This is a genomic window from Dietzia sp., assembly GCF_036741115.1.
Classification (GTDB): domain Bacteria; phylum Actinomycetota; class Actinomycetes; order Mycobacteriales; family Mycobacteriaceae; genus Dietzia.
Map to the genome: position 1 here is coordinate 17,173 of NZ_DAINST010000016.1, position 25,386 is coordinate 42,558.

At 69.8% G+C, this 25,386-nt stretch carries 23 protein-coding genes and 1 tRNA gene; 17 read left to right on the top strand and 7 right to left on the bottom strand.

Annotation, left to right across the window (positions count from 1 at the left end; translation table 11 throughout):
- From V7E05_RS04200 to V7E05_RS04230, 7 genes are all read left to right on the top strand, one after another.
- Positions 1-618 (top strand): lytic transglycosylase domain-containing protein (locus tag V7E05_RS04200; RefSeq protein ID WP_333618420.1); only part of this gene is annotated, 618 nt, incomplete at its 5' end.
- A gap of 282 nt (positions 619-900) precedes the next feature.
- Complete coding sequence (locus V7E05_RS04205; protein ID WP_333618421.1) at positions 901-990, top strand: potassium-transporting ATPase subunit F; 90 nt, start codon at positions 901-903, stop codon at positions 988-990.
- Positions 990-2,660, top strand: coding sequence for a potassium-transporting ATPase subunit KdpA (kdpA, locus tag V7E05_RS04210; RefSeq protein ID WP_333618422.1), 1,671 nt, complete (start codon positions 990-992; stop codon positions 2,658-2,660). Before V7E05_RS04205 ends, kdpA begins: the two co-directional genes overlap by 1 nt.
- Positions 2,661-4,832, top strand: a complete 2,172-nt coding sequence (gene kdpB, locus V7E05_RS04215) for a potassium-transporting ATPase subunit KdpB (protein WP_333618423.1) — start codon at positions 2,661-2,663, stop codon at positions 4,830-4,832.
- Positions 4,833-4,904: 72 nt separating this feature from the next.
- Positions 4,905-5,516 carry a potassium-transporting ATPase subunit KdpC gene (kdpC, locus tag V7E05_RS04220; protein ID WP_333618424.1) on the top strand — a complete coding sequence of 204 codons (612 nt, stop codon included), beginning with the start codon at positions 4,905-4,907 and terminating at the stop codon, positions 5,514-5,516.
- A 33-nt stretch (positions 5,517-5,549) separates the two neighbouring features.
- Positions 5,550-8,153: a sensor histidine kinase gene (locus tag V7E05_RS04225; protein WP_333618425.1), complete on the top strand. Its 2,604-nt coding sequence runs from the start codon at positions 5,550-5,552 to the stop codon at positions 8,151-8,153.
- Positions 8,150-8,920 carry a response regulator transcription factor gene (locus V7E05_RS04230; RefSeq protein WP_333618426.1) on the top strand — a complete coding sequence of 257 codons (771 nt, stop codon included), beginning with the start codon at positions 8,150-8,152 and terminating at the stop codon, positions 8,918-8,920. Before V7E05_RS04225 ends, V7E05_RS04230 begins: the two co-directional genes overlap by 4 nt.
- Before the next feature lie 2 nt (positions 8,921-8,922).
- On the opposite strand, the gene V7E05_RS04235 is transcribed toward V7E05_RS04230, so the two are convergent.
- Positions 8,923-10,593, bottom strand: a complete 1,671-nt coding sequence (locus V7E05_RS04235) for a glycerol-3-phosphate dehydrogenase/oxidase (RefSeq protein ID WP_333618427.1) — start codon at positions 10,591-10,593, stop codon at positions 8,923-8,925.
- Between the two features lie 131 nt (positions 10,594-10,724).
- Here V7E05_RS04235 and V7E05_RS04240 point away from each other — a divergent pair, with 131 nt between their 5' ends.
- Positions 10,725-12,389: an FAD-binding oxidoreductase gene (locus tag V7E05_RS04240; RefSeq protein ID WP_333618443.1), complete on the top strand. Its 1,665-nt coding sequence runs from the start codon at positions 10,725-10,727 to the stop codon at positions 12,387-12,389.
- A complete protein-coding gene (locus V7E05_RS04245) occupies positions 12,386-13,372 on the top strand; it encodes a diacylglycerol kinase (protein WP_333618428.1) in 987 nt (328 codons plus the stop codon). The genes V7E05_RS04240 and V7E05_RS04245 overlap by 4 nt, the downstream gene beginning before the upstream one ends.
- 73 nt (positions 13,373-13,445) lie before the next feature.
- On the opposite strand, the gene V7E05_RS04250 is transcribed toward V7E05_RS04245, so the two are convergent.
- Positions 13,446-13,820: a hypothetical protein gene (locus V7E05_RS04250; RefSeq protein ID WP_333618429.1), complete on the bottom strand. Its 375-nt coding sequence runs from the start codon at positions 13,818-13,820 to the stop codon at positions 13,446-13,448.
- Positions 13,821-13,999: 179 nt separating this feature from the next.
- Here V7E05_RS04250 and V7E05_RS04255 point away from each other — a divergent pair, with 179 nt between their 5' ends.
- From V7E05_RS04255 to V7E05_RS04270, 4 genes are all read left to right on the top strand, one after another.
- On the top strand, positions 14,000-15,487 hold the full coding sequence (locus V7E05_RS04255; protein WP_333618430.1) for a lipase family protein: 1,488 nt from the start codon (positions 14,000-14,002) through the stop codon (positions 15,485-15,487).
- 203 nt (positions 15,488-15,690) lie between these two features.
- Positions 15,691-16,374, top strand: a complete 684-nt coding sequence (locus V7E05_RS04260; protein WP_333618431.1) for a DedA family protein — start codon at positions 15,691-15,693, stop codon at positions 16,372-16,374.
- A gap of 213 nt (positions 16,375-16,587) precedes the next feature.
- Positions 16,588-17,865 carry a phosphopyruvate hydratase gene (gene eno, locus V7E05_RS04265; RefSeq protein ID WP_333618432.1) on the top strand — a complete coding sequence of 426 codons (1,278 nt, stop codon included), beginning with the start codon at positions 16,588-16,590 and terminating at the stop codon, positions 17,863-17,865.
- A gap of 233 nt (positions 17,866-18,098) precedes the next feature.
- Positions 18,099-18,695, top strand: coding sequence for an FtsB family cell division protein (locus V7E05_RS04270; RefSeq protein WP_333618433.1), 597 nt, complete (start codon positions 18,099-18,101; stop codon positions 18,693-18,695).
- Positions 18,696-18,857: 162 nt separating this feature from the next.
- Here V7E05_RS04270 and V7E05_RS04275 read toward each other — a convergent pair whose 3' ends face one another.
- Positions 18,858-19,214 carry a hypothetical protein gene (locus V7E05_RS04275; protein ID WP_333618434.1) on the bottom strand — a complete coding sequence of 119 codons (357 nt, stop codon included), beginning with the start codon at positions 19,212-19,214 and terminating at the stop codon, positions 18,858-18,860.
- Positions 19,215-19,286: 72 nt separating this feature from the next.
- Between V7E05_RS04275 and V7E05_RS04280 the strand changes: the two genes are divergently transcribed.
- From V7E05_RS04280 to V7E05_RS04290, 3 genes are all read left to right on the top strand, one after another.
- The gene (locus tag V7E05_RS04280) at positions 19,287-19,886 is read left to right on the top strand and encodes a DUF501 domain-containing protein (RefSeq protein ID WP_333618435.1); all 600 of its coding nucleotides are present in this window, start codon (positions 19,287-19,289) and stop codon (positions 19,884-19,886) included.
- A gap of 3 nt (positions 19,887-19,889) precedes the next feature.
- Positions 19,890-20,879: a Ppx/GppA phosphatase family protein gene (locus tag V7E05_RS04285; protein WP_333618436.1), complete on the top strand. Its 990-nt coding sequence runs from the start codon at positions 19,890-19,892 to the stop codon at positions 20,877-20,879.
- 129 nt (positions 20,880-21,008) lie between these two features.
- Positions 21,009-22,766: a GmrSD restriction endonuclease domain-containing protein gene (locus V7E05_RS04290; protein WP_333618437.1), complete on the top strand. Its 1,758-nt coding sequence runs from the start codon at positions 21,009-21,011 to the stop codon at positions 22,764-22,766.
- Here V7E05_RS04290 and V7E05_RS04295 read toward each other — a convergent pair.
- Genes V7E05_RS04295 through V7E05_RS04305 form a run of 3 tightly spaced genes read right to left on the bottom strand, consistent with a single transcriptional unit; the run spans position 22,759 to position 24,627 of the window.
- A complete protein-coding gene (locus V7E05_RS04295) occupies positions 22,759-23,988 on the bottom strand; it encodes a hypothetical protein (protein ID WP_333618438.1) in 1,230 nt (409 codons plus the stop codon). The two genes, V7E05_RS04290 and V7E05_RS04295, sit on opposite strands and share 8 nt — an antisense overlap.
- A 36-nt stretch (positions 23,989-24,024) precedes the next feature.
- Positions 24,025-24,165 (bottom strand): hypothetical protein, encoded by a 141-nt coding sequence (locus V7E05_RS04300; RefSeq protein WP_333618439.1) that lies wholly within the window; start codon positions 24,163-24,165, stop codon positions 24,025-24,027.
- A gap of 42 nt (positions 24,166-24,207) precedes the next feature.
- Positions 24,208-24,627, bottom strand: coding sequence for a hypothetical protein (locus V7E05_RS04305; RefSeq protein WP_333618440.1), 420 nt, complete (start codon positions 24,625-24,627; stop codon positions 24,208-24,210).
- 306 nt (positions 24,628-24,933) lie between these two features.
- Between V7E05_RS04305 and V7E05_RS04310 the strand changes: the two genes are divergently transcribed.
- Positions 24,934-25,007, top strand: a tRNA-Leu gene (locus V7E05_RS04310).
- A 107-nt stretch (positions 25,008-25,114) separates the two neighbouring features.
- On the opposite strand, the gene V7E05_RS04315 is transcribed toward V7E05_RS04310, so the two are convergent.
- Positions 25,115-25,315, bottom strand: coding sequence for a transposase (locus V7E05_RS04315; protein WP_442891592.1), 201 nt, complete (start codon positions 25,313-25,315; stop codon positions 25,115-25,117).
- Positions 25,316-25,386 lie beyond the last annotated feature (71 nt).

A 25,386-nucleotide genomic window follows, 5' to 3' on the forward strand; every position in this document is an offset into this window, starting at 1 on the left:
GGACAGGCGCTGCCCATGGTCGACGTGGTCTCGGGCGGCGAACGGCCGTCGGCGCAGCTCACCTCGTGGTCCGAGGGGCTCACGGACAGCACCGGGATCTCGGTGGCGGCGCTCAACGCGTACGGCTACGCCGAGGCCGTGATGGCCTACCAGTACCCCGAGTGCCACCTCCGGTGGAACACCATCGCCGGCATCGGCTACGTGGAGACGCGGCACGGCACCTACGGCGGCTCCTCGATCGACGAGAACGGGATCGCCAACCCGCCGATCATCGGCGTGGCGCTCGACGGCTCGCCGGGCTTCGCGAGCATCCCCGACACCGACGGCGGCGAGCTCGACGGCGACCCGGATCACGACCGCGCGGTCGGGCCCATGCAGTTCATCCCCGAGACGTGGAAGCGCTACGGCGAGCAGGCCACGGGGAACCCGGCGGCGAACCCCAACAGCATCGACGATGCCGCGCTCGCCGCGGCCGAGAAGTTCTGCAGCTCCGAGCACGATATGCAGTCCGAGCAGGGCTGGACCGACGCGATCCTGTCGTACAACCAGAGCGAAAAGTACGTGCGCGACGTGCGCGACGCCGCCGCCGCGTACTCCGTGCCCACGCGGGCGCGGTAGGGGAGGGCAGCCCGGGCTGTGAGGCTCTGTTCGCGAGCCCAGGGTGTGAGTAAAGCGTAAGGATCTCCCGGGGCGCCGTATGGGTCGCGCGAGGATCCTTGGGTGCCCGCGGCAGCGCGGGTTGAGTGGTGATCCGTGCCCGCGCCGCGGGCCCGCCCCGCGAAGATGCGGGGCGCGGATTCCACCCGAACGGAGTTGCGCCGTGCTCGACGTCGCCTTCCTCGCCCTCACGCTCGCGATACTTGCGGGCTTCGGACTCTTCGCCAAGGCGGTGGAGTCGCTGTGATCGTCTTCGACGTGATCGCCGCGCTCGCCGGAATCGGCGCGCTCGGCTACCTCCTCGCGGCGCTCGTCTCGCCGGAGCGATTCTGATGGCGTGGGTCTACGCGCTCGGGGCGCTCGCCACCGTGGCCGCGATCCTCGCGCTCACCTACCGGCCGCTCGGCGATTACATGGCTCGGGTTTTCCTCTCCGAGGACGACTCCCGCGTGGAGGCCGCGTTCTACCGCCTCGTCGGCGTCGACCCGAGGGCCGGGCAGAGCTGGAGGGCGTACCTCCGGGCGGTGCTCGCGTTCTCGGCGGTGGGGTTCGTGCTGCTCTACCTGCTGCAGCGGCTCCAGGCGTTCCTCCCGTACTCGCTGGGGCTCGGCGCGCCGAGTGAGCACCTCGCCTTCAACACGGCCGCCTCGTTCGTGACCAACACGAACTGGCAGTCCTATTCGCCCGAATCCACGCTGGGCTACACGGTGCAGTTCGCCGGGCTCGCGGTGCAGAACTTCGTCTCCGCGGCGGTCGGCCTCGCGGTAGCCGTGGCGCTCGTGCGCGGGCTCGCGGCGAAGAAGGGCGGCAGCCTGGGCAATTTCTGGGTCGACACGACCAGGGCCACCCTGCGCATCCTCCTGCCGCTCTCGTTCGCGGCGGCGCTGGTCCTCGTCGCGCTCGGCGTGGTGCAGAACTTCGACGGCTTCTCCCAGGTCTCGACGCTCGCCGGCGGGCAGCAGCAGATCCCGGGAGGCCCCGTCGCCTCGCAGGAGGCGATCAAGCTGCTCGGCACCAACGGCGGCGGCTTCTTCAACGCGAACTCCGCGCATCCCTTCGAGAACCCCTCGGCGTGGAGCAACCTCGTCGAGATCGTGCTCATGCTGCTCATCCCGTTCGCGCTGCCCCGCACGTTCGGGACGATGGTGGGGGACCGCCGCCAGGGCCTCGCCGTAGCCGGGGTCATGTCCGCGTTGTTCGTCGCCGCCTTCGCGGCGATGACCTACTTCGAGCTCCGGGGCGCCGGCGGCGCGACCGAGCTCGCGGGCGCCGCGCTCGAGGGCAAGGAGCAGCGCCTCGGCATCGCCGGATCGACGCTGTTCTCCACAGCGTCGACGGGCACGTCGACGGGGGCCGTCGCCTCGATGCACGACTCGTTCACCGCGCTCGGCGGCCTCGTGCCGATGCTGTCGATGATGCTCGGCGAGATCGCCCCCGGCGGCGTCGGCTCCGGCCTCTACGGGATCCTCGTCCTTGCGGTGCTCGCCGTGTTCGTCTCCGGGCTGCTCATCGGCCGCACGCCCGAATACCTGGGCAAGCGGATCGGCCCGCGCGAGATCAAGCTCGCGAGCCTCTACATCCTCATCACCCCGACGCTCGTCCTCGCCGGCACCGCACTGAGCCTCGGCCTCCCCGGCGTGGGGGACAGCGTCCGCGAGTCCCTCGGCAACGACGGGCTCCACGGCACTTCGGAGATCCTCTACGCCTTCACCTCCGCGGCGAACAACAACGGTTCCGCGTTCGCGGGGCTCACGGCCAACACGCCGTGGCTGAACACCGCCCTCGGCGTGGTCATGCTCCTCGGCCGCTTCCTCCCCATTGCCCTCGTCCTCGCGCTCGCCGACGCGTTCGCCCGGCAGGGCCGGGCCCCCGAAACCGCGGGGACCCTACCCACCCACAGGCCGCTGTTCGCGGGGATCCTCGGCGTCGTCGCCGTCCTCGTCTCGGCGCTCACGTTCTTTCCCGCCCTCACCCTCGGCCCCCTCGCGGAAGGTCTGATCTAGATGAGCACTCTCTCCCTGCCCGGTACGAGCACTCCCGCCGGCCCCGGTCCGGCGGAGCCCAACGGCACCGGCCTCGGCTCCCGCGCGACGATCGCCGCGGCGATCCCGCTCGCCCTGCGCAAGCTCGAACCCAGGATGCAGATCCACAACCCGGTGATGTTTCTCGTGTGGGTCGGCGCCGCGCTGCTCACCGCGATCGCCGCGGCCGAACCCTTCCTCGGCGGGCCCGCGGACTCCGGCGGCTCCGCCGTCCCCGGCGTCTTCACCGCCGTGATCGCAGCATGGCTCTGGCTCACGGTCCTGTTCGCGAACTTCGCCGAGGCCATCGCCGAAGGGCGCGGGAAGGCGCAGGCCGACTCGCTCCGCCGCACCCGCTCGACCTCGTCGGCGACCCGGGTCGAGGCCTACGCACCCGAAGAAGACCCGGCCGCCGAGCACGCCGCGTCGACCCCGGTGCCCTCGCTCGAGCTGCGGCAAGGCGACATCGTCGTGGTCACGGCCGGCGAGCTCGTCCCCGGCGACGGGGACATCGTCCACGGCATCGCATCCGTCGACGAATCGGCGATCACGGGCGAGTCCGCGCCCGTGGTCCGCGAGGCGGGCGGCGACCGCTCGGCCGTCACCGGCGGCACGCGGGTGCTGTCCGATCGCATCGTCGTGCGGATCACCTCGACCCCGGGCAACACCTTCGTCGACCGGATGATCGCGCTGGTCGAGGGCGCATCGCGGCGCAAGACGCCGAACGAGATCGCCCTGGAGATCCTCCTCGCGAGCCTGTCCATCGTGTTCCTCGTCGTCGCGCTCACCATCAACCCCATCGCCGGGCTCGCCGCCGCGCCGGTGAGCATCACCGTGCTCGTCGCGCTGCTCGTCTGCCTCATCCCCACGACGATCGGCGCGCTCCTCAGCGCGATCGGGATCGCCGGCATGGACCGGCTCGTCCGGCGCAACGTACTCGCCGTGTCCGGCCGCGCGGTCGAGGCGGCCGGCGACGTCACCACCCTTCTCCTCGACAAGACCGGAACGATCACCTACGGCAATCGCCGCGCGGTGGCCTTCCTCCCCGTGGGCTCCGCTACAAAAATAGAGCTGGCAGAGATTGCGCGTATGACGTCGGAGGCCGACCCCACCCCGGAGGGCGCGTCGATCGTGGTCCTGGCCGAGCAGATCGGCGCGACACCCGCAGTCCCGGAGCGCTCCGCGGTGGTTCCGTTCTCCGCCCAGACCAGGATGTCCGGCATCGACCTCGCCGGCGGCACGCAGCTCCGCAAGGGGGCCGCCTCCGCAGTCTCGGCCTGGCTCGCAGAATCCGGCCGGGAGGAGGCGCGGATCCCCGCAGACTTGCGCGGCGAGCTCGAGTCCATCGTCGCCGAGGTGTCCTCCTCGGGAGGCACGCCGCTCGTCGTCGCGAGCATGGACGAAGCCGGCTGCGGCAGGGTGCTCGGCGTCGTCCACCTCAAGGACGTGGTCAAGGAGGGGCTGCCGGAGAAGTTCCGCGAGCTGCGCTCGATGGGCATCAGGACCGTGATGATCACCGGCGACAACGCGCTCACCGCCGCGGCAATCGCCTCAGAGGCCGGGGTCGACGACGTGCTCGCCGAGGCCACTCCCGAGGACAAGCTCGCGTACATCCGCGCCGAGCAGGAGACCGGGAACCTCGTAGCCATGACCGGCGACGGCACGAACGACGCGCCCGCGCTGGCGCAGGCCGACGTCGGGGTGGCGATGAACTCGGGGACGTCCGCGGCGAAGGAGGCGGGCAACATGGTCGACCTCGATTCGGACCCGTCGAAGCTCATCGACATCGTCGCCGTGGGCAAGGAGCTGCTCATCACCCGCGGGGCACTCACCACGTTCTCCATCGCCAACGACCTCGCCAAGTACTTCGCCGTGGTCCCCGCGATGTTCATGGGCGTGCTGCCGCAGCTCGGCGCGCTCAACATCATGGGCCTGCACTCGCCGGCCTCGGCCGTGCTCTCCGCGGTGATCTTCAACGCCCTCGTCATCGTCGTGCTCATCCCGCTCGCCCTGCGCGGCGTCCGGTTCCGGCCCGGCGGGGCGTCCTCGCTCCTCGTGCGGAACCTGGCGATCTACGGACTCGGCGGGGTCGTCGCCCCGTTCGTCGGCATCTGGCTCATCGACCAGGCCGTGCGACTACTGCCCGGCTTCTGACCCCGTGCCCGCGCACGACCGCTCGGCGCCCGACTCCCGGCGCCGGAACCACACACGAAAGCAGGTTCGCCCATGAGTACCTCCTCCCGTTCCACCGCCCGCACCCTCGGGGTGGCCACGCGCGTCATGGCCGTGTTCACCGTCGTGCTCGGGCTCGGCTACACCGGCGCTGTCACGGCGTTCGGGCAGCTCGTCGTCCCGGGCGCCGCGGACGGCTCGCTCGTGCGCAACGGCGACGGCAGGGTCGTCGGCTCGGCGCTGTTGGCGCAGGGCTTCGAGGGGCCCGACGGCGCACCGCTGCGCGAATACTTCCAGCCCCGGCCCTCGGCGGCGGGGGGCGGCTACGACGGCGCCGCGTCGGGCGGGTCGAATCAGGGGCCGGAGAGCTCCGATCTCGCCGAGGAGATCGCCGAGCGTCGCGCGGATGTGGCGCGCCTTGAGGGCGTGGACCCCGCCGCGGTGCCGGCGGACGCCGTCACAGCCTCCGGTTCGGGCCTCGACCCGGACATCAGCGTCGATTACGCGCGGCTCCAGACCGCGCGGGTGTCGCAGGCCAGGCACCTCGATCCGCGCGACGTCGCGGCCCTCGTCGACGAGCACACCACCGGGCGGGCGCTCGGCTACCTCGGCGAGCCTAGTGTGGACGTCCTGGAACTCAACACGGCCCTCGACGCCCGCAAGTAACGGCGGCGTCGGGAGGGGAAGGCGGCAGCGAGCATGGTCGCAAGTGCGTCTTCGCGGCAACCCGCGGCGACACGGGATCCCGCGGCGGCCCCCGGCGTCGCCCGGCGGAGGGGCCGGCTGCGCGTGCTCCTCGGGGCTGCCCCCGGAGTGGGCAAGACCTATACGGCGCTGCGCGAGGCGCGGAACCTCGCGGCGGAGGGGAAGGACGTCGTCATCGCCTTCGTGGAGACGCACGGGCGGGCGGGCACGGCCGCGATGGCGGAGGGCCTCGAGCAGGTGCCCCGCGCGCGGGTCGAGTACCGCGGCTCGGCGGCCTGGGAGATGGACCTCGACGCCGTGCTCGCGCGCGCTCCCGAGGTCGCGCTCGTGGACGAGCTCGCGCACCACAACCATGGGTCGGATGGCGGCCCATCTGGCCGCGCGCGCGAGAAGCGGTGGCAGGACGTGGAAGCGCTTCTGACGGCGGGCATCGACGTCCTCTCGACGGTCAATATCCAGCACATCGACTCGCTCAACGACGTCGTCGAGCAGATCACGGGCGTGCCGCAGCGCGAGACCGTCCCCGATTCGTTCCTGCGTTCCGCGGACCAGATCGAGGTCGTCGACCTCGCCCCGGACGCGCTCCGCTCGAGGCTCTCCGCCGGTCTCGTCTATCCCGCGGAGCGCATCGACGCGGCGCTGTCGAACTACTTCCGCCTCGGCAACCTCACCGCCCTGCGCGAGCTCGCGCTCATCTGGCTCGCCGACGAGGTGGACCAGGCGCTCCAGGGATACCGGGCGGAGCACGGGATCGAGGGCAGGTGGGAGGCCAGGGAGCGGGTCGTCGTCGCGCTCACCGGCGGGGAGGAGGGGGAGACGCTCCTGCGCCGCGGCGCGCGGATCGCCGCCAGGTCCTCGGGCGGCGACCTCCTCGCCGTCCACGTGACCAGCCAGGACGGCCTCCGCTCCGCCGATCCCGCGGCCCTCGCCCGGCAGCGCGCGCTCGTGGAGAAGCTCGGCGGCACCTTCCACCAGGTCATCGGGGAGGAGGTCCCCGCGGCGCTCGTCGGCTTCGCGAAATCGGTGGACGCCACCCAGCTCGTGCTCGGCGTGAGCAGGCGCGGGCGCGCCGCCGCGGCGCTCACCGGACCGGGGATCGGCGCGACCGTGATCCGCGATTCGGGGGACATCGACGTCCACATCGTCACCCACGCCGCGGCCGGAGGACGGTTCTCGCTGCCGCGGCTCACCGGCGGCCTCACCGCGCGCCGCCGCATCGCCGGCCTCGTTCTCGCGCTCGTCGGCGGGCCGCTGCTCACGTGGCTCCTCACCCCGGTGCGCGCGCCCGAGACGATGACCAGCGACGTCCTCGCCTACCAGCTCCTCGTGGTGCTCGTCGCCATTACCGGCGGCATGTGGCCGGCGCTCCTCGCCGCCTTCCTCTCGGCGCTGAGCCTCGACTACTTCTTTATCGAGCCGATCCACGAGGTGACCATCGGGCAGCCGTTCCACATCCTGGCGCTCGCCCTGTACGTGACCATCGCCGTGCTCGTCAGCTTCGTCGTCGACCGCGCCGAGCGGTTCACGCGAGCGGCGAAGCGCTCGGCGGCGGAGTCCGAGCTCGTGCAGAACGTCGCAGGCTCGGTGCTGCGGGGCGACGACGCGGTGCAGGCCCTCGTGGACAGGACCCGCGAGGCGTTCCGCCTCGACTCCGTGGTCCTGGAGGAGAACGGGACGCCGCGCGCGAGCGCGGGGGAGCGGCCGGCCGGCGCCGAACCGGAGGCGGGGCGGGACGAGTGCCGCGTCCCCGTCGACGCCGGCGCGGTGCTCGAGCTGCGCGGCGGCGAGCTCACGGCCCCCGACCGGCGCCTGCTCGCCGTGGTCGCGGCGCAGCTCGCCGCGGCCCTCGAGCACCAGCGGCTCACCGCGGCGGCCGACGAGATGGCGCCGATCGCCGCCTCCGACCGGGTCCGCGGCGCGCTGCTCTCGGCCCTGAGCCACGACCTCCGCAGACCGCTCGCCGCGGCGACGGCAGCCGTCGGCGGCCTCCGTGCCACCGACGGGATCCTCGGAGCAGACGACCGCCACGAGCTCGTCGACACCGCCGAGGAAAGCCTGGCTGCGCTGTCCGCGCTGCTCACGGACCTCCTCGACGTGAGCCGGATCCAGTCGGGCGCCCTGCTCCACACCGCGGTGCCCACCGACCCCGGCGACGTCCTCGTCGCCGCTCTCGACGAGCTCGGGCTAGGCCCCGGCAGGGTGCACCTCGGCATCGGGCACGGGGACGCGACGGCTGTCGCGGACCCCGTGCTGCTGCGGCGCACCGTCGTCAACCTCCTCGCCAACGCCGATCGATTCGCGCCCGCGGGCCAGGCGGTGAGCGTCACGACGAGCGTGTTCGGCGGCCGGGTCGAGATCCGTATCATCGACCACGGCCCCGGCATCGCCCGCGGCGCGGCCGAGGACATCTTCGTGCCGTTCCAGCGGCTCGGGGACACGGACAACACCACGGGCCTGGGGCTCGGACTCGCGCTCTCGCGCGGCTTCGTCGAATCGATGGGCGGCACGCTCCTGCCGGAGGACACGCCAGGCGGGGGACTGACGATGGTCGTCTCCCTCCCCGCAGGCGCCGCCGCGACGAAGGGAGGCCGGGGGTGAAAATCCTCATCGCCGACGACGATCCGCAGATCCTCCGCGCGCTGCGGATCACGCTCACTGCGAAGGGCTACACGGTGATCACGGCGGGCGACGGGAAGCGCGCGATCGCCGCCGCGATCGACCATTCCCCGGACCTCTACCTCCTCGACCTGGGCATGCCCAACCTCGACGGCATCGAGGTGATCCACGCGATCCGCGGCTGGTCGCAGGCGCCGATCCTCGTGGTCTCGGGGCGCGCCGGCTCGGTGGACAAGGTCCAGGCGCTCGACGCCGGCGCCGACGACTACGTGACCAAGCCGTTCTCCATCGACGAGTTCCTCGCGCGGATCCGCGCCCTCGCGCGCCGTGGCGCGATCCCCGCGGGTCGCCCCGACACGGGCTCGGTACAGGGGTATGACGGCGGAGCTCCCGGGCAGCCCCGCGAGCACGAGCCGACGCCGATCCTGGAACTCGGCACGGTGACCGTCGATTTCTCCGCGCGCGCCGTGGTCGACTCGGCCGGCGGCACGGATCGCCACGTCCGGCTCACCCCGACCGAGTGGAAGGTCCTCGAGCTCCTCGCTCGCAACGCGGGCAGGCTCGTGACCCGCCAGACGATCCTCACGCACATCTGGGGCACCGAGCACGCGGAGGACACCGGATACCTGCGCCTCTACCTCTCGCAGCTGCGCAAGAAGCTCGAGCCGGATCCGTCGAACCCGCGCTTCCTCATCACCGCTCCGGGCATGGGGTATCGGCTCGACGTCCCCTCTCCCGGGGCGCGGTAGGGCTACTCGGCGTCGGCGACCTTCGCCGCGGCGAGCGCCTCGCGCGCGGCCGGGACGCAGGCCTCGCGGTCGGCGTCGACGAGCCCGATGCGGGAGCGGCGGTCGAGGAGATCGGACTCGTCGAGCGCGCCCTCGTGGGAGGCGTGGAAGGCGAACTCGGCGCGCGTGATGTCGATGCCGGGCGCCACCGGCTCGAGCGGCCGCAGCAGCGTCGAGGCGCGCACCACCGCGGGCGCCTCGTAGCCGAAGCGCGCGACGAGGCTCTCAGGGAGCCCGGCGACATCGGACTTCGAGACGGTGCGGCACGCTGCGCTCTTTGGGGCGCCGACGATTGGGGTATTGGCGCTTACGCAGTGCCCGGCGCCCGAGATCCCGCCGACCTCGATCGCCTTGTCCACGGTCTGCTCGGCCATGAGGCGATACTCGGTGAGCTTCCCCCCGGTAATCGTCACGAGCCCCGAATCGTCGACCAGGATCGCGTGCTCGCGCGACAGGTCCGCGGTATCGCCGCCTTCGCCGTCACCAGCGGATCCGAGTGAGATGAGCGGCCGCAACCCGGCGAACGCCCCGCGCACGTCGGCGGGCTCGAGGTCCGTGGCCATGGCCTGGTTGATCACGTCGAGGATCCATTGGACGTCCTCCTCCGGAGCCGCCGGGACATCCGGGATCTCGCCCGGCTGGTCGACGTCGGTGAGCCCGATGTAGCAGCGCCCGAGCTGCTCGGGGAGGACGAAACAGAAGCGGTTTGTCGCGCCGGGCACGGGCACGGTGAGCGCGCCTGCAGGATTGCCCACGCGCTCGGCGTCGATCACTAGATGCGTGCCGCGCGAGGGCGTCACCGTGACCTCGGGCGCGAGGTCGCCGGCCCAGACCCCCGTGGCGTTGACGACGGACTTCGCCGATACCGAGACGGGCGCGCGCCCGGGATCGAGAGTGTCCCGTAACACGACCCCGGTGCCACTCTCGGCCTCCGCCCGCACGTGATTGAGCACGGTGGCGCCGTAGCCTGCGGCGGTGCGGATGATCGCGGTGACCAGGCGCGCATCGTCGATGAGCTGCCCGTCGTAGTTGACGTACCCGAAGCGCAGGTCCGAGGTCTCCGCGGTGGGGCACAGCTCGCGGACCCTCGCGGCCGAGACCACGCGCGAGCGGGGGAGCGTCGAGGACGAGGTCCCGGCGGCCATCCGCAGAAAGTCGCCGGCGAGGAAGCCGGCGCGCGGTAGCACGCGATTGAGCAGCGAGTAACGGTCCTGCACCGGGACGACCTGGGCGAGCGCATGGGTGAGGTGCGGTGCGGTGGTCTCCATGAGAGTCCCGCGCTCGCGGGCGGAGCGGACGGCGATGCCGACGTTGCCGGTGGCGAGGTAGCGGAGGCCGCCGTGGGCGAGCTTCGAGGACCAGCGCGAGGTGCCGAACGCGAAATCGTGTGCGTCGACGATGAGCACCGAGAGGCCGCGGGTGGCGGCGTCGAGCGCGATGCCTGCGCCAGTTATCCCCGCGCCGATTACGACGAGGTCAAACTCTGCCGGGTCTCCGTTGCCCGCCGCGGCCAGCCGGTCGAGCTCGGCGGAGCGGCGCGCCGAGTCGAGGCGGGTCGCGGAGTAGTCGAATTCGGGAGTGGGCCCGGCAGCGGTTCCGGAGGTGCTGCGGGAAGTCGTCGAAGCGCCGTTCATGCCTCTCACCCTAGGTGCACGAATGCCCGCGAGAGAAAAGTGACCACACGGTCAATAGTGGTCGGATTGGGTCGAGTAGTCTCGCCACCATGCCTGCGAATCCCGCCAACTCGTCGTTCCCGATGCCGCCGATGCGCTTCGATCTCTGGGGCACCCGGGACGAGGCCAAGCCGCTCAGCCCGTCGATCACCAAGCTCCTCTCACGGGTCATGGGTGTCGACACCGACCGGGACAACACGGTCGAGGCCGATCGCATCGTCCTGTCCGAGTCTCGGCTCGGCGAGGCGGCGAAGGCGGCGCTCGGAAAGATCGTCGGGGAGGCGAAACTCACGCAGGACCGGGACCAGCGCATGGCCCGCGCCCGCGGAAAGTCCTCGCTCGATCTCCTCGAGTGGCGCGCAGGCGAGGAGATCTCGGCCCCGGACGCCGTCCTCGCGCCCGGAAGCGAGGAGGAGATCCTCGCGATCCTCGAGTACTGCTCCGACAACCGCATCGCGGTCGTCCCGTTCGGTGGCGGCACCTCGGTCGTCGGCGGGATCAACCCAGCGCGCGGCGAGTTCGATGCCGTCGTCTCCCTCGACCTCCGCCGCTTCGATGCGATCGAGGATGTCGACCCGGTCTCGGGCCTCGCCACCCTCGGCGCCGGTCTCTCCGGCCCGCACGCCGAGATGCTGCTCGCCGATCGCGGCCTGCAGCTCGGCCACTTCCCGCAGTCCTTCCCATACGCGACCATCGGCGGATTCGCCGTGACCCGCTCCGCGGGCCAGAACTCGGCGGGCTACGGCCGCTTCGACGACATGGTGCGAGAGCTCACCATCGTCACGCCGCGCGGCGTCTTCCACCCCGGCAAGCAGTCCCCGGCCTCCGCAGCCGGTCCGGATCTCAAGGAGATCGTCATGGGCTCGGAGGGCACGTTCGGCGTCGTCACCCGCGTCCGCGTGCACGTCCACCCGATCCCGCAGGTCAAACGCTACGAGGCATTCGTCTTCCCGTCCTTCGCCGAGGGTGCGAACGCGCTTCGCGAGGTCGAGCAGCAGGGCACGGGACCGACCGTCATCCGCCTGTCGGACGAGATCGAGTCCGCGATCAACCTCACGTCCTCCGATGCGATCGGCGAGAGCTCGCAGGCCCCGCAAGGCTGCCTGTGCATCACGGTCTTCGAGGGCACGTTCGAGCACGCGGCGAGCCGCCACGAGGAGACGAGGAACCTGATCCTCGCGAACGGCGGCGTCTCCGCCGGCGAGGCCCCCGCCCGTAAGTGGGAGGAGGGCCGCTTCGGCGCCCCGGTGCTCCGCGATTCGCTACTCGATGCCGGCGCGCTGTGCGAGACCCTCGAGACAGCCACCGACTGGTCGAACGTCCCGCGCCTCAAGGCCGCGGTGGGCGATGCTCTGGCGACGGCCCTCAACGATTCGGGGACGATGGTGCTGGTCATGTGCCACATCTCGCACGTCTATGCGACGGGCTGCTCGCTGTACTTCACGATCGTCGCGGCGCAGGACGACAATCCGCTCGAGCAGTGGCGCGCGGCGAAGAAGAAGGTCTCGCAGGCCATTGAGGCTAATGGCGGCACCATCACCCACCACCACGCCGTGGGCACCGACCACATGCCGTACATGACCGATGAGATCGAGCCTCTCGGCGTCGAGCTGCTCCGCGGGATCAAGCGCACGCTCGATCCGGCCGGCATCCTCAACCCGGGCAAGCTGCTCCCCGCGGGTTCGGGCAAGTGCGCGTCGGCCTCGGGCGAGTCCGGCACGGGCCAGGCAGGCACGTCCGGGAGCTCCGCGCGATGACGGCTCAGGTACCCAACGCGAACGGCGACGGCGCCACCTCCGCGTCCGAGTCCGGGCAGTGCGGCACGATCGACGTCCGCAAGGTGGCCCTCCTCACCAACCCGGCGGCGGGCAAGGGGTCTGCCGGCGCGTCGGCGAAGCTCGCCCGCCGGTGCCTCGCCGAGCACGGCATCGAAGTGGAGTCCATCGAAGGCGACAGCGCAGAGGCCTCGTTGGAGCTCGCGCGACTGGCGGTTGCCGATTCCACGATCGATGCGCTGGTCGCGTGCGGCGGTGACGGGCTCATCGGTCTCGCGCTGCAGGCGCAGGCTCGTAGCAACACCCCGCTGGGGATCATCCCCGCGGGCACGGGCAACGACCATGCGCGGGAGTACGGGATCCCGACCCATGCGCGGCGCGCCGCGGACGTGATCGCGAAAGGGTTCTTCACGACCACCGACCTCGGCACGATCCGCCCGGCCGGCGAGCCGGAGGCCGACCCGTACTGGTTCGGCACCATTGCGTGCGCGGGCTTCGATTCGCGGGTCAGCGACAGGGTCAACGTGATCTCGTGGCCACGCGGCCAGATGCGCTACAACCTCGCGATCGTGCTCGAGTTCTTCAACTTCCACTCGATCCCCACGCGGCTCGTCCTCGACCACGAGACGGTAATCGACGAGCCGATGACCCTCGTGGCGATCGGCAACACCAAGACCTACGGCGGCGGCATGCGGATCTGCCCGGACGCCGACCATCACGACGGACTCTTCGACATCACCGTCCTGGAGAGGATGAACCGCTTCCGGGCCGCCTCCAAGTTCGGCAAGATCTTCTCCGGCTCCTTCGTCGAGGAAGAAGGCGTGAGGACGTATCGCGCCGCCCATGTCCGCGTGGAGATGGAGCAGGGGGTCAACGGCTATGCCGATGGCGATCGCTGGGGGCCGCTGCCCATGGACGTCGAGGTCGCGCGGGGCGCCGGGCGCTACATCGTTCCGCGGCCCTGAGGCGCGAGAGCAGAAGCGGGCGCACGGAATCGGACGCACCTCCGGTTAGTCGGATGTGCGCCCGCATCGATCGTTACTGGGCGGATTCGGTCTCGGCGGACTCGGACTGGGCAGAGCCGGTCTCGGCGGATTCGCTGCCTGCGGAGAAGTCGATGCGTCGCGACGCGCTCGCTCCGGGAGCCGCCGGTGCGGCGGCGCGGCGCGCTGCCAGGATTCCATCGGTGCGGTTGACGGCAGCGGCCACGGGGAAGTTGAGTGGTCCGGCTACCGAGTTTGCCTGGGCGATCGCCGAGCCAGCGGGATCGAAGCGGTCCTCGGGCGCAGCCTTCTTCGACGAGGACCCGCCGGTGAGCTTCGCCAGCACCTTCCCCGTGAGCACTGGCTGGGACACCTGGGCGCGCGTGGCGAGGGCATTGCGGACCTTGCGGAGCTGGCTGAGGGTGTTCACGGGCTCAAGGATAGACGTTCGCAGGCCTTCGGCTCGACCCGACGGCGGGAGCGCATTCGCCGGAGGCGTGGCGTGGATCACGCTACGTTGGTGCGTGGACGAGCGGTTCGATTCGAGTCCGATTGGAGTCTCACACAAGCTCGATTCGGCGCGGAAGCGGAATGCGAAGAGGGGCGGGCATGCGAGAGCGGCAAGCGATTCGGTGGCAGCAGCGTGAGGCCGGTTCGCGCAGGGCCGCCGCCCCGACTCTCGTGCGGGCGCTCGCGCCGCTGGCTTCCCTGTCGGTCCTTGCTGCCGGGCTCGTCGTTGTGGGCGCCGGGACCGCGGCGGGGGAGTCGGGATCGCTGTCCAGCGGCGCGGGGGTCGGAGCGGGCGCGGCAGGAGGCTCGGCCGCGTCCGCCCTGGCGGCCCCGCCCGACCCCCGCAACACGGACTTCTACGCCGACTTTGCGCCCACCGAGGGCGAGCCAGGCCGCGTGATCCGCACCGAGCCGGCGCAGCTCGCGACAGAGGCCCTCGGCGACGCGCTCGCGGCCGGCGGCTCCGGATCCGCAGACGCCGCTGGAGCGGCGGGGCTCAGAGTCGCCGCCGAGCGCGTCGTCTACGAATCCACCGATGCCGCCGGCGCGCCGCTGCCCACCGCGGGCCTCTACATCCGTAATGACGGCGCGGGTCCCGCTGGCGGTGGCGCGCGCCCTCTCGCTGTGCTGTCCCCGGGCACGCAGGGCCTCGGCGATCAGTGCGCGCCCTCGAAGACCATCCCGAAGATCCTCGACGTGAAGCTCTCGCCTGGAATCTCCGTGGGCCTCGGCTACGAGGCGCTCCAGGCGCAGTATTTCCTCGCGCGCGGCTTCTCGGTGTTCGTGCCCGATTACGAGGGCGTGGGCATGCCCGGCATCTCCGCCACCTACATGGACCGCGCGGCGATGGCGCACGCCTCCCTCGACGCGGCCCGAGCGGCGTCCCGCGTCCCGGACTCCGGGCTCGGCGAGCGCCCGCGGACTGTGCTGTACGGGCACTCGCAGGGTGGCGGCGCGACGGCCGCCGCGGCCGAGCTGCAGCCCGATTACGCGCCGGACATCGACCTCGTCGCCGCCGCGGCGAGCGGCGTCCCTGCCGATCTCCAGGCGTTTCTCGGCGGCATCGACCGCAACATCAACGCCGGGCTCTACGGCTTCGTCGCAGCCGGGCTGTCGGCGACGTACCCGGCCGAGGCGGGGCGGATCCGCGCGGTGTTCAACGACGCCGGCGCCGCGATGCTCGACCGCAGCGCGGTGAGCTGCATCGGCGACTCCATCGCGGGCTACGCATTCGCCGATTCGCGGCAGTGGACCACGGACGGGCGCACGATCGCGAAGAACTTCGCCGCCGATCCCGAACTCTCGGCGCTTTTGGAGGAGCAGCGGATCGGCAGGGGCGTGCCGGGTGTGCCGGTCGCCGTCATCCAGGAGCCGAATGACGACGTGATTCCCACGCCCCAGGTCAGGCGCCTTGCCGAGGATTGGTGTTCTGGCGGCGCGGCGGTCTCGTATCTCGAGGGCTTCGCCCCGCCGATCCTGCCGTCGAGCGGGAGTGTGCACATGGCAGCCGGGCTCCACCCGCAGGGCGCGGAATGGCTCGCCGCGCGAGTCGCGGGAAAGCCTGCGGGAAACACCTGCTCGGCGTGAGCGACCTGGGCGGGCTTTGCGCAACGGCGCGGGCGCGGACCTGGACACTCGTCCCGATGTGCCGCGGGGTTCGCTATCGGCGTAGTCGCCGATTCTTTGCTGCGGGGCTCGGAGGAGTACAAACGAAGGGGATGCACAATACATATTTGGCCGCGCCGCTCAGCGCGCCGAAATACTAGCGAAAGCCCGGCGACGCCTCTCCTATGCCAGATCTCGTAGCTCTCATCGACTCGGTCTCCGATAAGGCCCTCGTCGTGATTCTCGTGATGATGGTCGCCGCCATGCTCGAGGCCGCGCTCGGCCTCGGAGTCATCATCCCCGGCGAGACCGTCGTGGTCGTCGGCGCCACGGTGCTCGCGCAGGCCGGCTGGCCGTGGGTGATTCTCGGGATTCTGTGCGCCGGTATCGGCGCCTCGGGCGGGGACCATTTCGGGTATTTCGTGGGCCGCAAGGCGGGACCGCCGATCGGCCGCTCCAAGGCCGTGGCCTCGATCGGCGTGGACAAATGGGATCGCGCGATGGACGCGGTCAAGCGCCAGCGCATCGCGCCGCTCGTCTTCGTGCGCCAGCTTCCCGGCGTGCGCACGCTGGTTTCGGCCGCGTGCGGCGCGGCGCGTATCCGTTACCAGCATTTCGCGACCGCAAGCGTGATCGGTGCGCTCGTTTGGTCGATCCTGTGGGTCGGCGGCGGCGCACTCGTGGGCAAGGCGGTGCTCAGTGTGCTCGGTCCGGCGTTGCCGATCCTGCTCGCCGGGTGGATCGTCTTCGTCATCGGCCTGTTCTTCTACCGGCGGATCAAGTCGAAGCGGGAGAAGGAGCCGGGTTCGGCAGACGCTGCGGGCGCTACCGGCACGGCGGGCTCCGGGTCGGGTTCGGCGTCGGCGTAGAGGTCCCCTGCCCGCCGCACCCCGCGCCGGCACCCGCACCCAAGCAGGCTGGCAGCGCACGTCCGCGCCGCCCTGCCCACCGCACCAGCGACCCCCGCGACGCCCGCCGGGGGAGTACGGCACAATGAAGAGCGGAGGCGCGTCCGTGCGCCGCCGGAACGACTCGAAATACTCTTCACACGCCGCATAACCACAGTGACGGGAGGGCCACGGATGGCCGCAATCGAACAGGTCGGAGCTCGGGAGATCCTCGATTCGCGAGGAAACCCGACGGTCGAGGTCGAGGTGGCGCTGGAGGACGGCACCATTTCGCGCGCAGCGGTGCCTTCGGGCGCGTCCACCGGCGAGCACGAGGCCGTCGAGCTCCGCGATGGCGGCGACCGTTACCTCGGTAAGGGCGTCCTCGAGGCCGTGGACCAGGTCCTCGACACTCTCGCACCCGCCGTCATCGGCCTCCCCGCCGAGTACCAGCGCGAGGTCGACCAGGAGCTCATCGACGCCGACGGCACCCCGGACAAGTCGAAGGCGGGCGCCAACGCGATCCTCGGCGTCTCGCTCGCGGTGGCCCGCGCGGCCGCGCAGTCCGCGGAGATCGAGCTCTACCGCTACGTCGGCGGCCCGAACGCCCACCTGCTCCCCGTGCCGATGATGAACATCCTCAACGGCGGCGCCCACGCCGACTCCGGCGTCGACGTCCAGGAGTTCATGATCGCCCCGATCGGCGCCCCGACCTTCCGCGAGGCCCTGCAGTGGGGCGCGGAGGTGTACCACTCCCTCAAGGCCGTGCTCAAGGAGAATGGCCTGTCCACGGGGCTCGGCGACGAGGGCGGTTTCGCCCCGTCCGTCGACTCGACCTCCGCGGCGCTCGACCTCATCTCGGAGGCCATCAAGAAGGCCGGCTACACGCTCGGGGAGGACATCGCGCTGGCTCTCGACGTCGCGGCGTCGGAGTTCTACGAGAACGGCGTCTACAACTTCGAGGGCGGGCAGCGCTCGGCCGCCGAGATGTCGAAGGTCTACGGCGAGCTCGTCGACCAGTACCCGATCGTGTCCATCGAGGACCCGCTCAACGAGGACGACTGGGACGGCTGGGTCACTCTCACCGCCGAGATCGGCGACAAGGTACAGCTCGTGGGCGACGATCTCTTCGTCACCAACCCGGAGCGACTCGCCGAGGGCATCGAGAAGAAGGCCGCGAACGCTCTGTTGGTCAAGGTCAACCAGATCGGCACGCTCACCGAGACCCTCGATGCCGTCGAGCTCGCGCACCGCAACGGCTACCGCACGATGATGTCCCACCGATCCGGGGAGACCGAGGACACCACCATCGCGGACCTCGCGGTCGCGTGCGGCTGCGGCCAGATCAAGACCGGCGCGCCCGCTCGTTCGGAGCGCGTCGCCAAGTACAACCAGCTCCTGCGCATCGAGGAGGACCTCGGGGAGGCCGCGCGCTACGCTGGCGCCGACGCCTTCCCGCGGTTCAAGAAGTAGCGCGGCCGCAGCGTTGTAGATCGCGGGGCTAGGGCTTCGCGCGGGGCGGGGCGGCCGATCTGGTCGCCCCGCCCGCCTCATTTGGCGGTAAATCTTGCCGCACAACACCATGAGAATGCGGCGCGCGTTGCACGCTCGGCGCGCCGAGCCACTATTCTCTATTCACATCAGTCACACGCGTGTGCGTGTCAGGTGGGGCCTTTAGGCCTCGTATGACGGCGGAGGAGGCGAACATGGCAGGAGGCCGCGGCCCGGCGAGCACCCCGACCCGGCGGTCGGCTGCGCCCGCCACTTCGCGCAGGACGGCGCAGACGCAACCGGCCGGCGCTTCGGGGCGCCAGCGCCGCGAGCTCGGCGGGTCTACGGGGATAAGCGGATCGCTCGCTTCCTCGGCCCGCCTCCGCCAGACCCGCCCACTGCAGGTCCGTAACGATGCGCCGGACACGGTCCTCGGCCCGCGGGGCTTCGCCCTCCGCCGCGTCGGGATCCTCGCGCTGGTGATGATCTTCCTGGTCGTCTCCATCTCCGTGCCCGTGAGTAATCACTATGAGTTCGTCGACCAGCAGCGCTCCTTGAGCAAGGAGCAGACGCAGCTCGAGTCCCAGATCTCCGATCTGCAGCGGCAGCAGAACAAGCTCAATGATCCCGAGTACATCCAGGCGCAGGCGCGGCAGCGTTTCGGCGCCGTCATGCCGGGGGAGACGCCGTACCGGGTGGTCAACGACCAGTCGGCGGAGCGTGCGGCCGCGAACGCGGCGGCCGAGCAGGAGGCCAATAAGCGGCCGTGGAATGACGTGGTGTGGGGTTCGATCGCCGGTAATCGGGGTTAGGCGCGTGGCGGGGCTTCGGTCCCGGTCGCGGGGACAGTCCCGGGGTCAGTCCCATTGGCCACATCCGTAACTCGCGGGGGACAAAGTATTTTCCGAGATCTGCAGACACTGTCTACGACTTCGTAAGCCGTGTCTCCGTATTTGGCGCGGGTGTGCCTTCGGCTAGTTGGAGCCGTCCCAACCGAAGCCGTTGGGCGAGTTGTACTGCTGCGGCTGCTGCCAGCCGCCGTCCTGCTGCCGGTATCCGCCCTGCATCGGGTACGGGCCGGGATATTGGCTCGGGTACTGATTCGGATACTGGCCCTGCGGCTGCGCGGGGTACTGGCCCGGATATCGGCCCTGGTACTGCCCCGGATACTGCCCGGGGTATCCGCTCGGCGGCATACCCTGGAACTGCGGCGCGGGCTTGTTGCTGTTCTTCGTCAGCATCACGATCAGCGCGACCACTCCGCCGATCACCGCGAGCGGGATGAGGACGAAGAAGATGATGAAGACGATGTGCCACGGCTGAATACCCATGTCTCCAGGTTCGCACGCCCCGGCGCAGCAGTCTGCCGAAGGCGTTATCGCCAGCCCGATAGACTGGCGCCCGTGAGCAACGAACCCGCCCCCGGTAATCAGGTCGATCAGGCGGATCTCGACGCCGTCGCCGCGCAGTTGGGCCGCGAGCCCCGCGGCGTCCTCGAGATCTCCTACCGCAGTCCGGACGGGCGGCCGGGCGTCGTTAAAACCGCTCCGCGCCTCGACGACGGCACGCCGTTCCCGACGCTCTACTACCTCACGGACCCGCGTCTAACCGCGGAGGCTAGTCGACTCGAGTCGCGTGGGGTCATGCGGCAGATGTCCGAGCGGCTCACGCGCGACGAGCAGCTCGCCGCCGACTATCGAGCCGCCCACGAGCGCTACCTCGAGAAGCGCAACGCCATCGAGGATCTCGGCACAGACTTCTCCGGCGGCGGGATGCCGGAGCGCGTCAAGTGTCTCCACGTCCTCATCGCCTACGCGCTCGCCGAGGGCCCCGGCGTGATCCGGCTCGGCGACGAGTCCGTGGCCCTCGCCGCCGACGGCGAGTCCAAGCTCCGCGGCACGGCGCTGCCCGCGGACTGGCCGAGCATCGCCGATCTCGGGATCGACGAGGACGCCAACGCGCTCGCCGAGTCGAGCGCCGACGACGACCAGGCAGGGGAGTAGCCCATGGCCGACGCGCAGAACGCAGAACCCCGCATCGTCGCCGGCGTCGACTGCGGCACCAACTCGATCCGCCTTCTCGTCGCCGAGGTTCTCACCTCGAACGACGGGCCCTCGCTGCGCGACCTCACCCGCGAGATGCGGATCATCCGGCTCGGGCAGGGCGTCGACGCGACGGGACGGATCAACCCGGACGCCATCGGGCGCTGCCGCGAGGCGTTGGCGGACTACGCCGTCATCGCGCATGGGCACGGTGCCACGGCGATCCGCATGGTCGCCACCTCGGCCACGCGCGACGCGGAGAACAAGGACGACTTCTTCGACATGACCGCCGAGGTGCTCGGCGCCCACTTCCTGGGCGCGCGCGCCGAGGTGATCTCCGGCGAGACCGAGGCCGAGCTGACGTTCGCCGGCGGCGTCGGCGACCTCGACCCCGCGGACGGGCCGTTCCTCGTCACCGACCTCGGCGGCGGCTCGACGGAGCTCGTGCTCGGCGGCCTCGACGCCGGCGCCCCGCGTATCGACGCGGCGTTCTCCATGAACATCGGCTGCGTGCGGCTCACCGAGCGGGTGCTGCATTCGCAGCCTCCGGAGGCGACGGAGGTGCGCGACGCGAAGGCGATCATCGCGGCAGCGATCGACGAGGCGCGCGGCACGGTCGACGTCGGCCGCGCGCGCACGTGGGTCGGCGTCGCCGGCACGTTTACCACCCTCATGGCGCTCGCCCTTGGGCTCGACGAGTACGACTCCGAGCGGATCCACCTCGCGCGCATCCCGCTCGGGGAGCTGCACGCGGTCTGCCAGCGACTTCTCGGTATGACGGCGGAGGAGCGGCGCGCCCTCGGCCCCATGCATCCCGGGCGCGCCGACGTGATTGGCGGCGGCGCGCTCGTGGCGGCCGCCCTCGCGGACGTCGCCGAGGATGCGGGCATCGCCGAGCTCGTGGTGAGCGAGAAGGACATCCTCGACGGGATCGCGCTCTCGATCGCGGGGTAGATCTTCGCGCGTGATTTGCGTACCGCTACGGGACGCTGGCAGCGACTATAAGATCACTCTTCTGGAACGGGAGAAGGGGTCTCTATGGGAGCCGGCAGCGAAGCTCAGAACAGGACACTGGGCGACTGGTTGAACAGCATCGAAACCGGGCGTCTTCGCCTGCCGAGTTTCCAGCGTGGCGTGGCCTGGGATGCCAAGCGCGTCGAGTCGATGCTCAACACGATTATCAGCGACCTCCCGCTGGGCGTCGCGCTCGTGCTCAATGTGGGGAACGAGGAGAAGTTCGTCTCGCGGGCACTGCATTCGGCTCCCGATATCCGGAACCAGGTGGCCGAGCATCTCCTCGACGGCCAGCAGCGGCTCACCGCCCTCTATCGCGCGCTTCGCGACAACGACGAGGGGGCCACATACTTCCTCCACTTTCCCGAGTTCGACGACGATCCCACGAACGACGATCTCGAGATCTCCGCGCTCAGGCAGGCGCGATGGTACAAGCGCGACACCAAGTTCCCCGTGTGGGCGGATTCCCCGAAGGAGTCGCTGCAGCGCGGGCTCGTGCCGGTGCGGCTGCTCGATCCCGGTGAAGACCGAGTGCAGGAATGGGTCGAAGCGGCGACCGCTCACCTGGATGCGACCGACGATATCGATGACATCGCGGAGCTGAAGGCGAGGATCAAGGAAGCGGCGGATCGGCGCGCCGAACTGCGCAAGGCCATCGACGAAAAGCGCGAGGTGGTCAAGTACTTCAACCTCCCGTATCTCCGCCTCCCCGCGACGACGAGCAAGGACACCGCGCTGAGCGTGTTCGTCAACATGAACACGAATGCCAAGCCCCTTGCCCCTCACGACATCGTGGTCGCCGAATTCGAGGGCGCGACTGGCCTCCGGCTCAAAGACCTCGAGGACGAGCTGGATAGCCGAATCCCGAAGCTCTCGAGACTGATGGATATCGACAGTGCGGTGCTGCAGACGCAGGCGCTGCTGCAGGGGAAACTCCCGAACCAGCGCGGCTACTTCGACCTCGATTACCCCGAGTTCGCGAGGAACTGGGAGCTCATGGCGGCGGGGCTGCATCGCGCGGTCGAGGTCATCGAGTCCCTCCGTATTTTCGATTCGGAGCGGCTGCCTTCCGCGATTCCCATCCCCGTGATCGCGTCGCTGCTCGCCAACGAGGCAGCCGATGGGGATCGACGGGCCCGTATCGATCGCCTGATGCGGAAGTACGCGTGGCGATCGTTCTTCACCAACCGATACGAGGCGACGGCTGCCACGAGGGCGTTCGCCGATCACCGCGGGCTGCAAAGCGAGATCGCCGGGGATGCCTCGGAGGCGATTCCGGTCTTCGACGAGACGGTCTATCCGAAGCCGACCACGGCGGAACTGCGGAACGCCGCGTGGCCGAAAAAGCGGCGGTCGGTGCCGCGGGCGATCCTCGCCGCGGCCGGCTACTTCGGTGCGCGAGATCTGGCTGACGACACCGTCCTCGACGCGGAGAACGTGCAGCGCAGGGAGTACCACCACATCTTCCCGAGGCAGCTGCTCTCGGAGGCCGGGCTCTACCCGGACCTTGCGCTCAACTGCGCGCTGATCACGTGGAAGACGAATCGCTCGATCGGCCGGCACGATCCGCTGACCTACCTGGAGAAGAGGGCGACGGCCGCCCCGGAAAGCAGCGACGTCCGCCGCCGGCTCGAAACGCATCTCGTGCCGCCGGAGGCCATTATTGCTGCGGGCCCATATCCGCAGGCGGCCGGCGACGCGCTGCGGGCCGCGGTCCAGCCGGACTTCGACGAGTTCCTGTCCCAGCGTGCGGCACTGATCGAGGGATTCATCTCCGCAGTGTGGGAGGGAAACAATCCGCAGCTTGGCGACGTGGTCCCTAGTTGAATTTCTTCCGCTTCGTCTCCTGGCGCTGCATGATCCAGGCCACCGATGTAGCCGAGAACCCGAGCCCGGCGAATCCGATGGCCACGAGCCATCCGGCGACGACCATTTCGAGCTCGTAAGGGATCAGCGATTCGAGTGGGGCGTAGGTCTCTCCATCGAACGAGTCCGAGATGTTCAGCCCCAGGCCGACAAAGCACGCCAGCTGCCACACGGCCGGCCCGGCATACGACCACCACAGAGATGGCGTAGGTCGCACGCGATCGGAGATCGCCGAGACGGCGCCAGCGGGGATGAGCCCGAGGAATGCCAGGACCAACCCAGCGGGTATCGCAAAGTACACCGTGATGAATCCGACGTTTCTTGAAATCAGGCGGGCCAAAAGGATCGCAAGCGGCAGCCCGAGGATGCTCCACCTCGCGAGCGTGGCGAGGCTTTCGGCAGACGGCGCAGGGATCCACCCATGACGGCGCGCCTCCGAGAAATACATGGCCACCCGCTCCTTCCTCTCTGCCAGCGAGATCCACTGGGACACGGCAGTAGGAGCGGCGCCGAACCGCGAAAGTTCCACGCGCGGGGCAATGCCGTCGGCCCGGCCGAACCGGCCGCGAAACTCCCAGCATTCGACCGGACGTGGGACTTTAGTACCAGGTGACATCCAGGGCGGGGAGCGCGTCGAGCTCGGCCTGGTGGGCGTCGACGTCCGAGGTGGTGATGGTGACTTCGGCGGAGTCGTTGACGAGAACGACGGCGTGGTCGCGGGCGTCGCCGATGCCGGCGAGCGGCTCGGTCTGGCCCGGGTGTCGGTGGCGTAGACACGCCAGCCGCCTTTGAGCCGGTCGGTGCAGTATTCGTTGATCTTGAAGAAGGGTTTCTCGATTTCGTTCGCGGAGGCGTACACCGCCCACGCACCGCGGGCTGTCACCGGAACGTCGAGGGGAGTCCCGCGTGTGGGCCGGAGCCCGCGAATGATCTCGCGGGAAAGGAGGCGAAAGTTCGTCACATTGAGCTCGGGGCGGTCATCCCCGTAGATCAGCTCATGTCCGAACTCGCCCGTGTCGTCGCGATACGACAAGATGAGCGTGGTCCACGACTCGCCGTCCCTTTCGGCGTGGAGGGCCCGAAGGTGGTCGTAGGAATCCCACGAGTTGAGTCCAAATTCATCCCCTGGACCGCTGATCATGGGGACGATGCCGCCGTATTGGAACCCCACCGCGTTTCCCATGCCGACACCGCAGCTGATGACTCGAACGGCGGAGCTCTAGCCGTCGCGTGGCCGCAGTCCTGGGTCGTTGATCCATGCGGGGCCGATGTGGTCGAGGAGTTCGTCGGGGTCGTTGAACTCGAGAAAGTCGGGCTGGTCCTTGATGAATTCGAGGTTTTCTCGCGTGTCTATGACCATGCGGCCTCCTTCGGTCGGTGTCGGTCGGGTGTTCGTCGGCATTCAGGGTCGGCGACGGGTGGCGTAGGCCGCAATGGCGAGGGCGATGAAGGTGATGTAGGTAATGGCGAAGGCGATCCCCGCGCCGAGGGCCAAGGTGCCGGCGAGGTGCTCCGGATGCGATGCGCCGGTGAGGAGCGGGCTGAACAGCTTGTCCTGGTCGTCTTCGTCGGTGAGCGCGAGGCCCCACAGCGCCACCGACGCCATGTGGACGAGCTCGACGGCCCACAGCAAGTCGATGGGGAGCGTGCGGATCGCCTTGTTGGGAACGACGAATCCCATGATCGGGACGCTGCTGCCGAGGGCGAGCACGAAGGGGGAGAGGATCGCGAGGAAGAGGAAATGCCAGCCGAACGAATCGGTCGCCGCGCGGTAGGCGGTGACGCCGACGGGAATCGCCGGCAACGCGACCCAGAGGACCACGAGCAGCCAAGTCTTGGCGGGGTTGGGGGGACCCGCGGCGTGATCGGCATCGGCTGGAGCGGCGGGAAGTAGCCGAAGTAGGGGTTCGGGCTGCCGCCCGGGTACGGGTTATATATCGGACTCACTCCCTTTCTCGCGTTGGCGCGGATGCTCGGCGTTCTCGAGGTGAGACGGCGGCGGAGGTGTAGTTTTCCCGCTAATGTCGTCGCCCGGTCGTGAGGAGGCTGCTCTCGAAGGCCGGACGCTGCGTTGGAGCGCGGAACCTCCTTGTAGGATTCAGACTCGGCGCCGACGAGTCGAGCGCATGCCCCCATAGCCCAATTGGCAGAGGCAGACGGCTTAAAACCGTTGCAGTGTCGGTTCGAGTCCGACTGGGGGCACGGGGCGGAATAAACTTGCAACTGTTCCAAATTGTTGGTGATATCTGGAAAAACTGAATCGGCCCAGGTTTGGTACCTGATGCGCCCCGGGTCTGATGGAGGCTCGGTTATCTGGAACCGGCTCCGATCGGAACCTGCTCGTGAGCGTATCGGGTCGCCTCGAGCGATGCCCAATGAAACTGCTCGAACTCGGCCGGCGGGACGTGCCCGATCTCGCCGTGCAGTCGTCGCTGGTTGAACCAGTCGACGCACTCGGCGACGGCGATCTCGACTTCACGGATCGACGCCCATCCGCCCTTCGGTCGCATCGCTGGGTTCCGAATGCACTCTGAATCGCCCTGGGTTTCGTTCCTACCTGTTTCCCTGTCCAGCGAGTGCT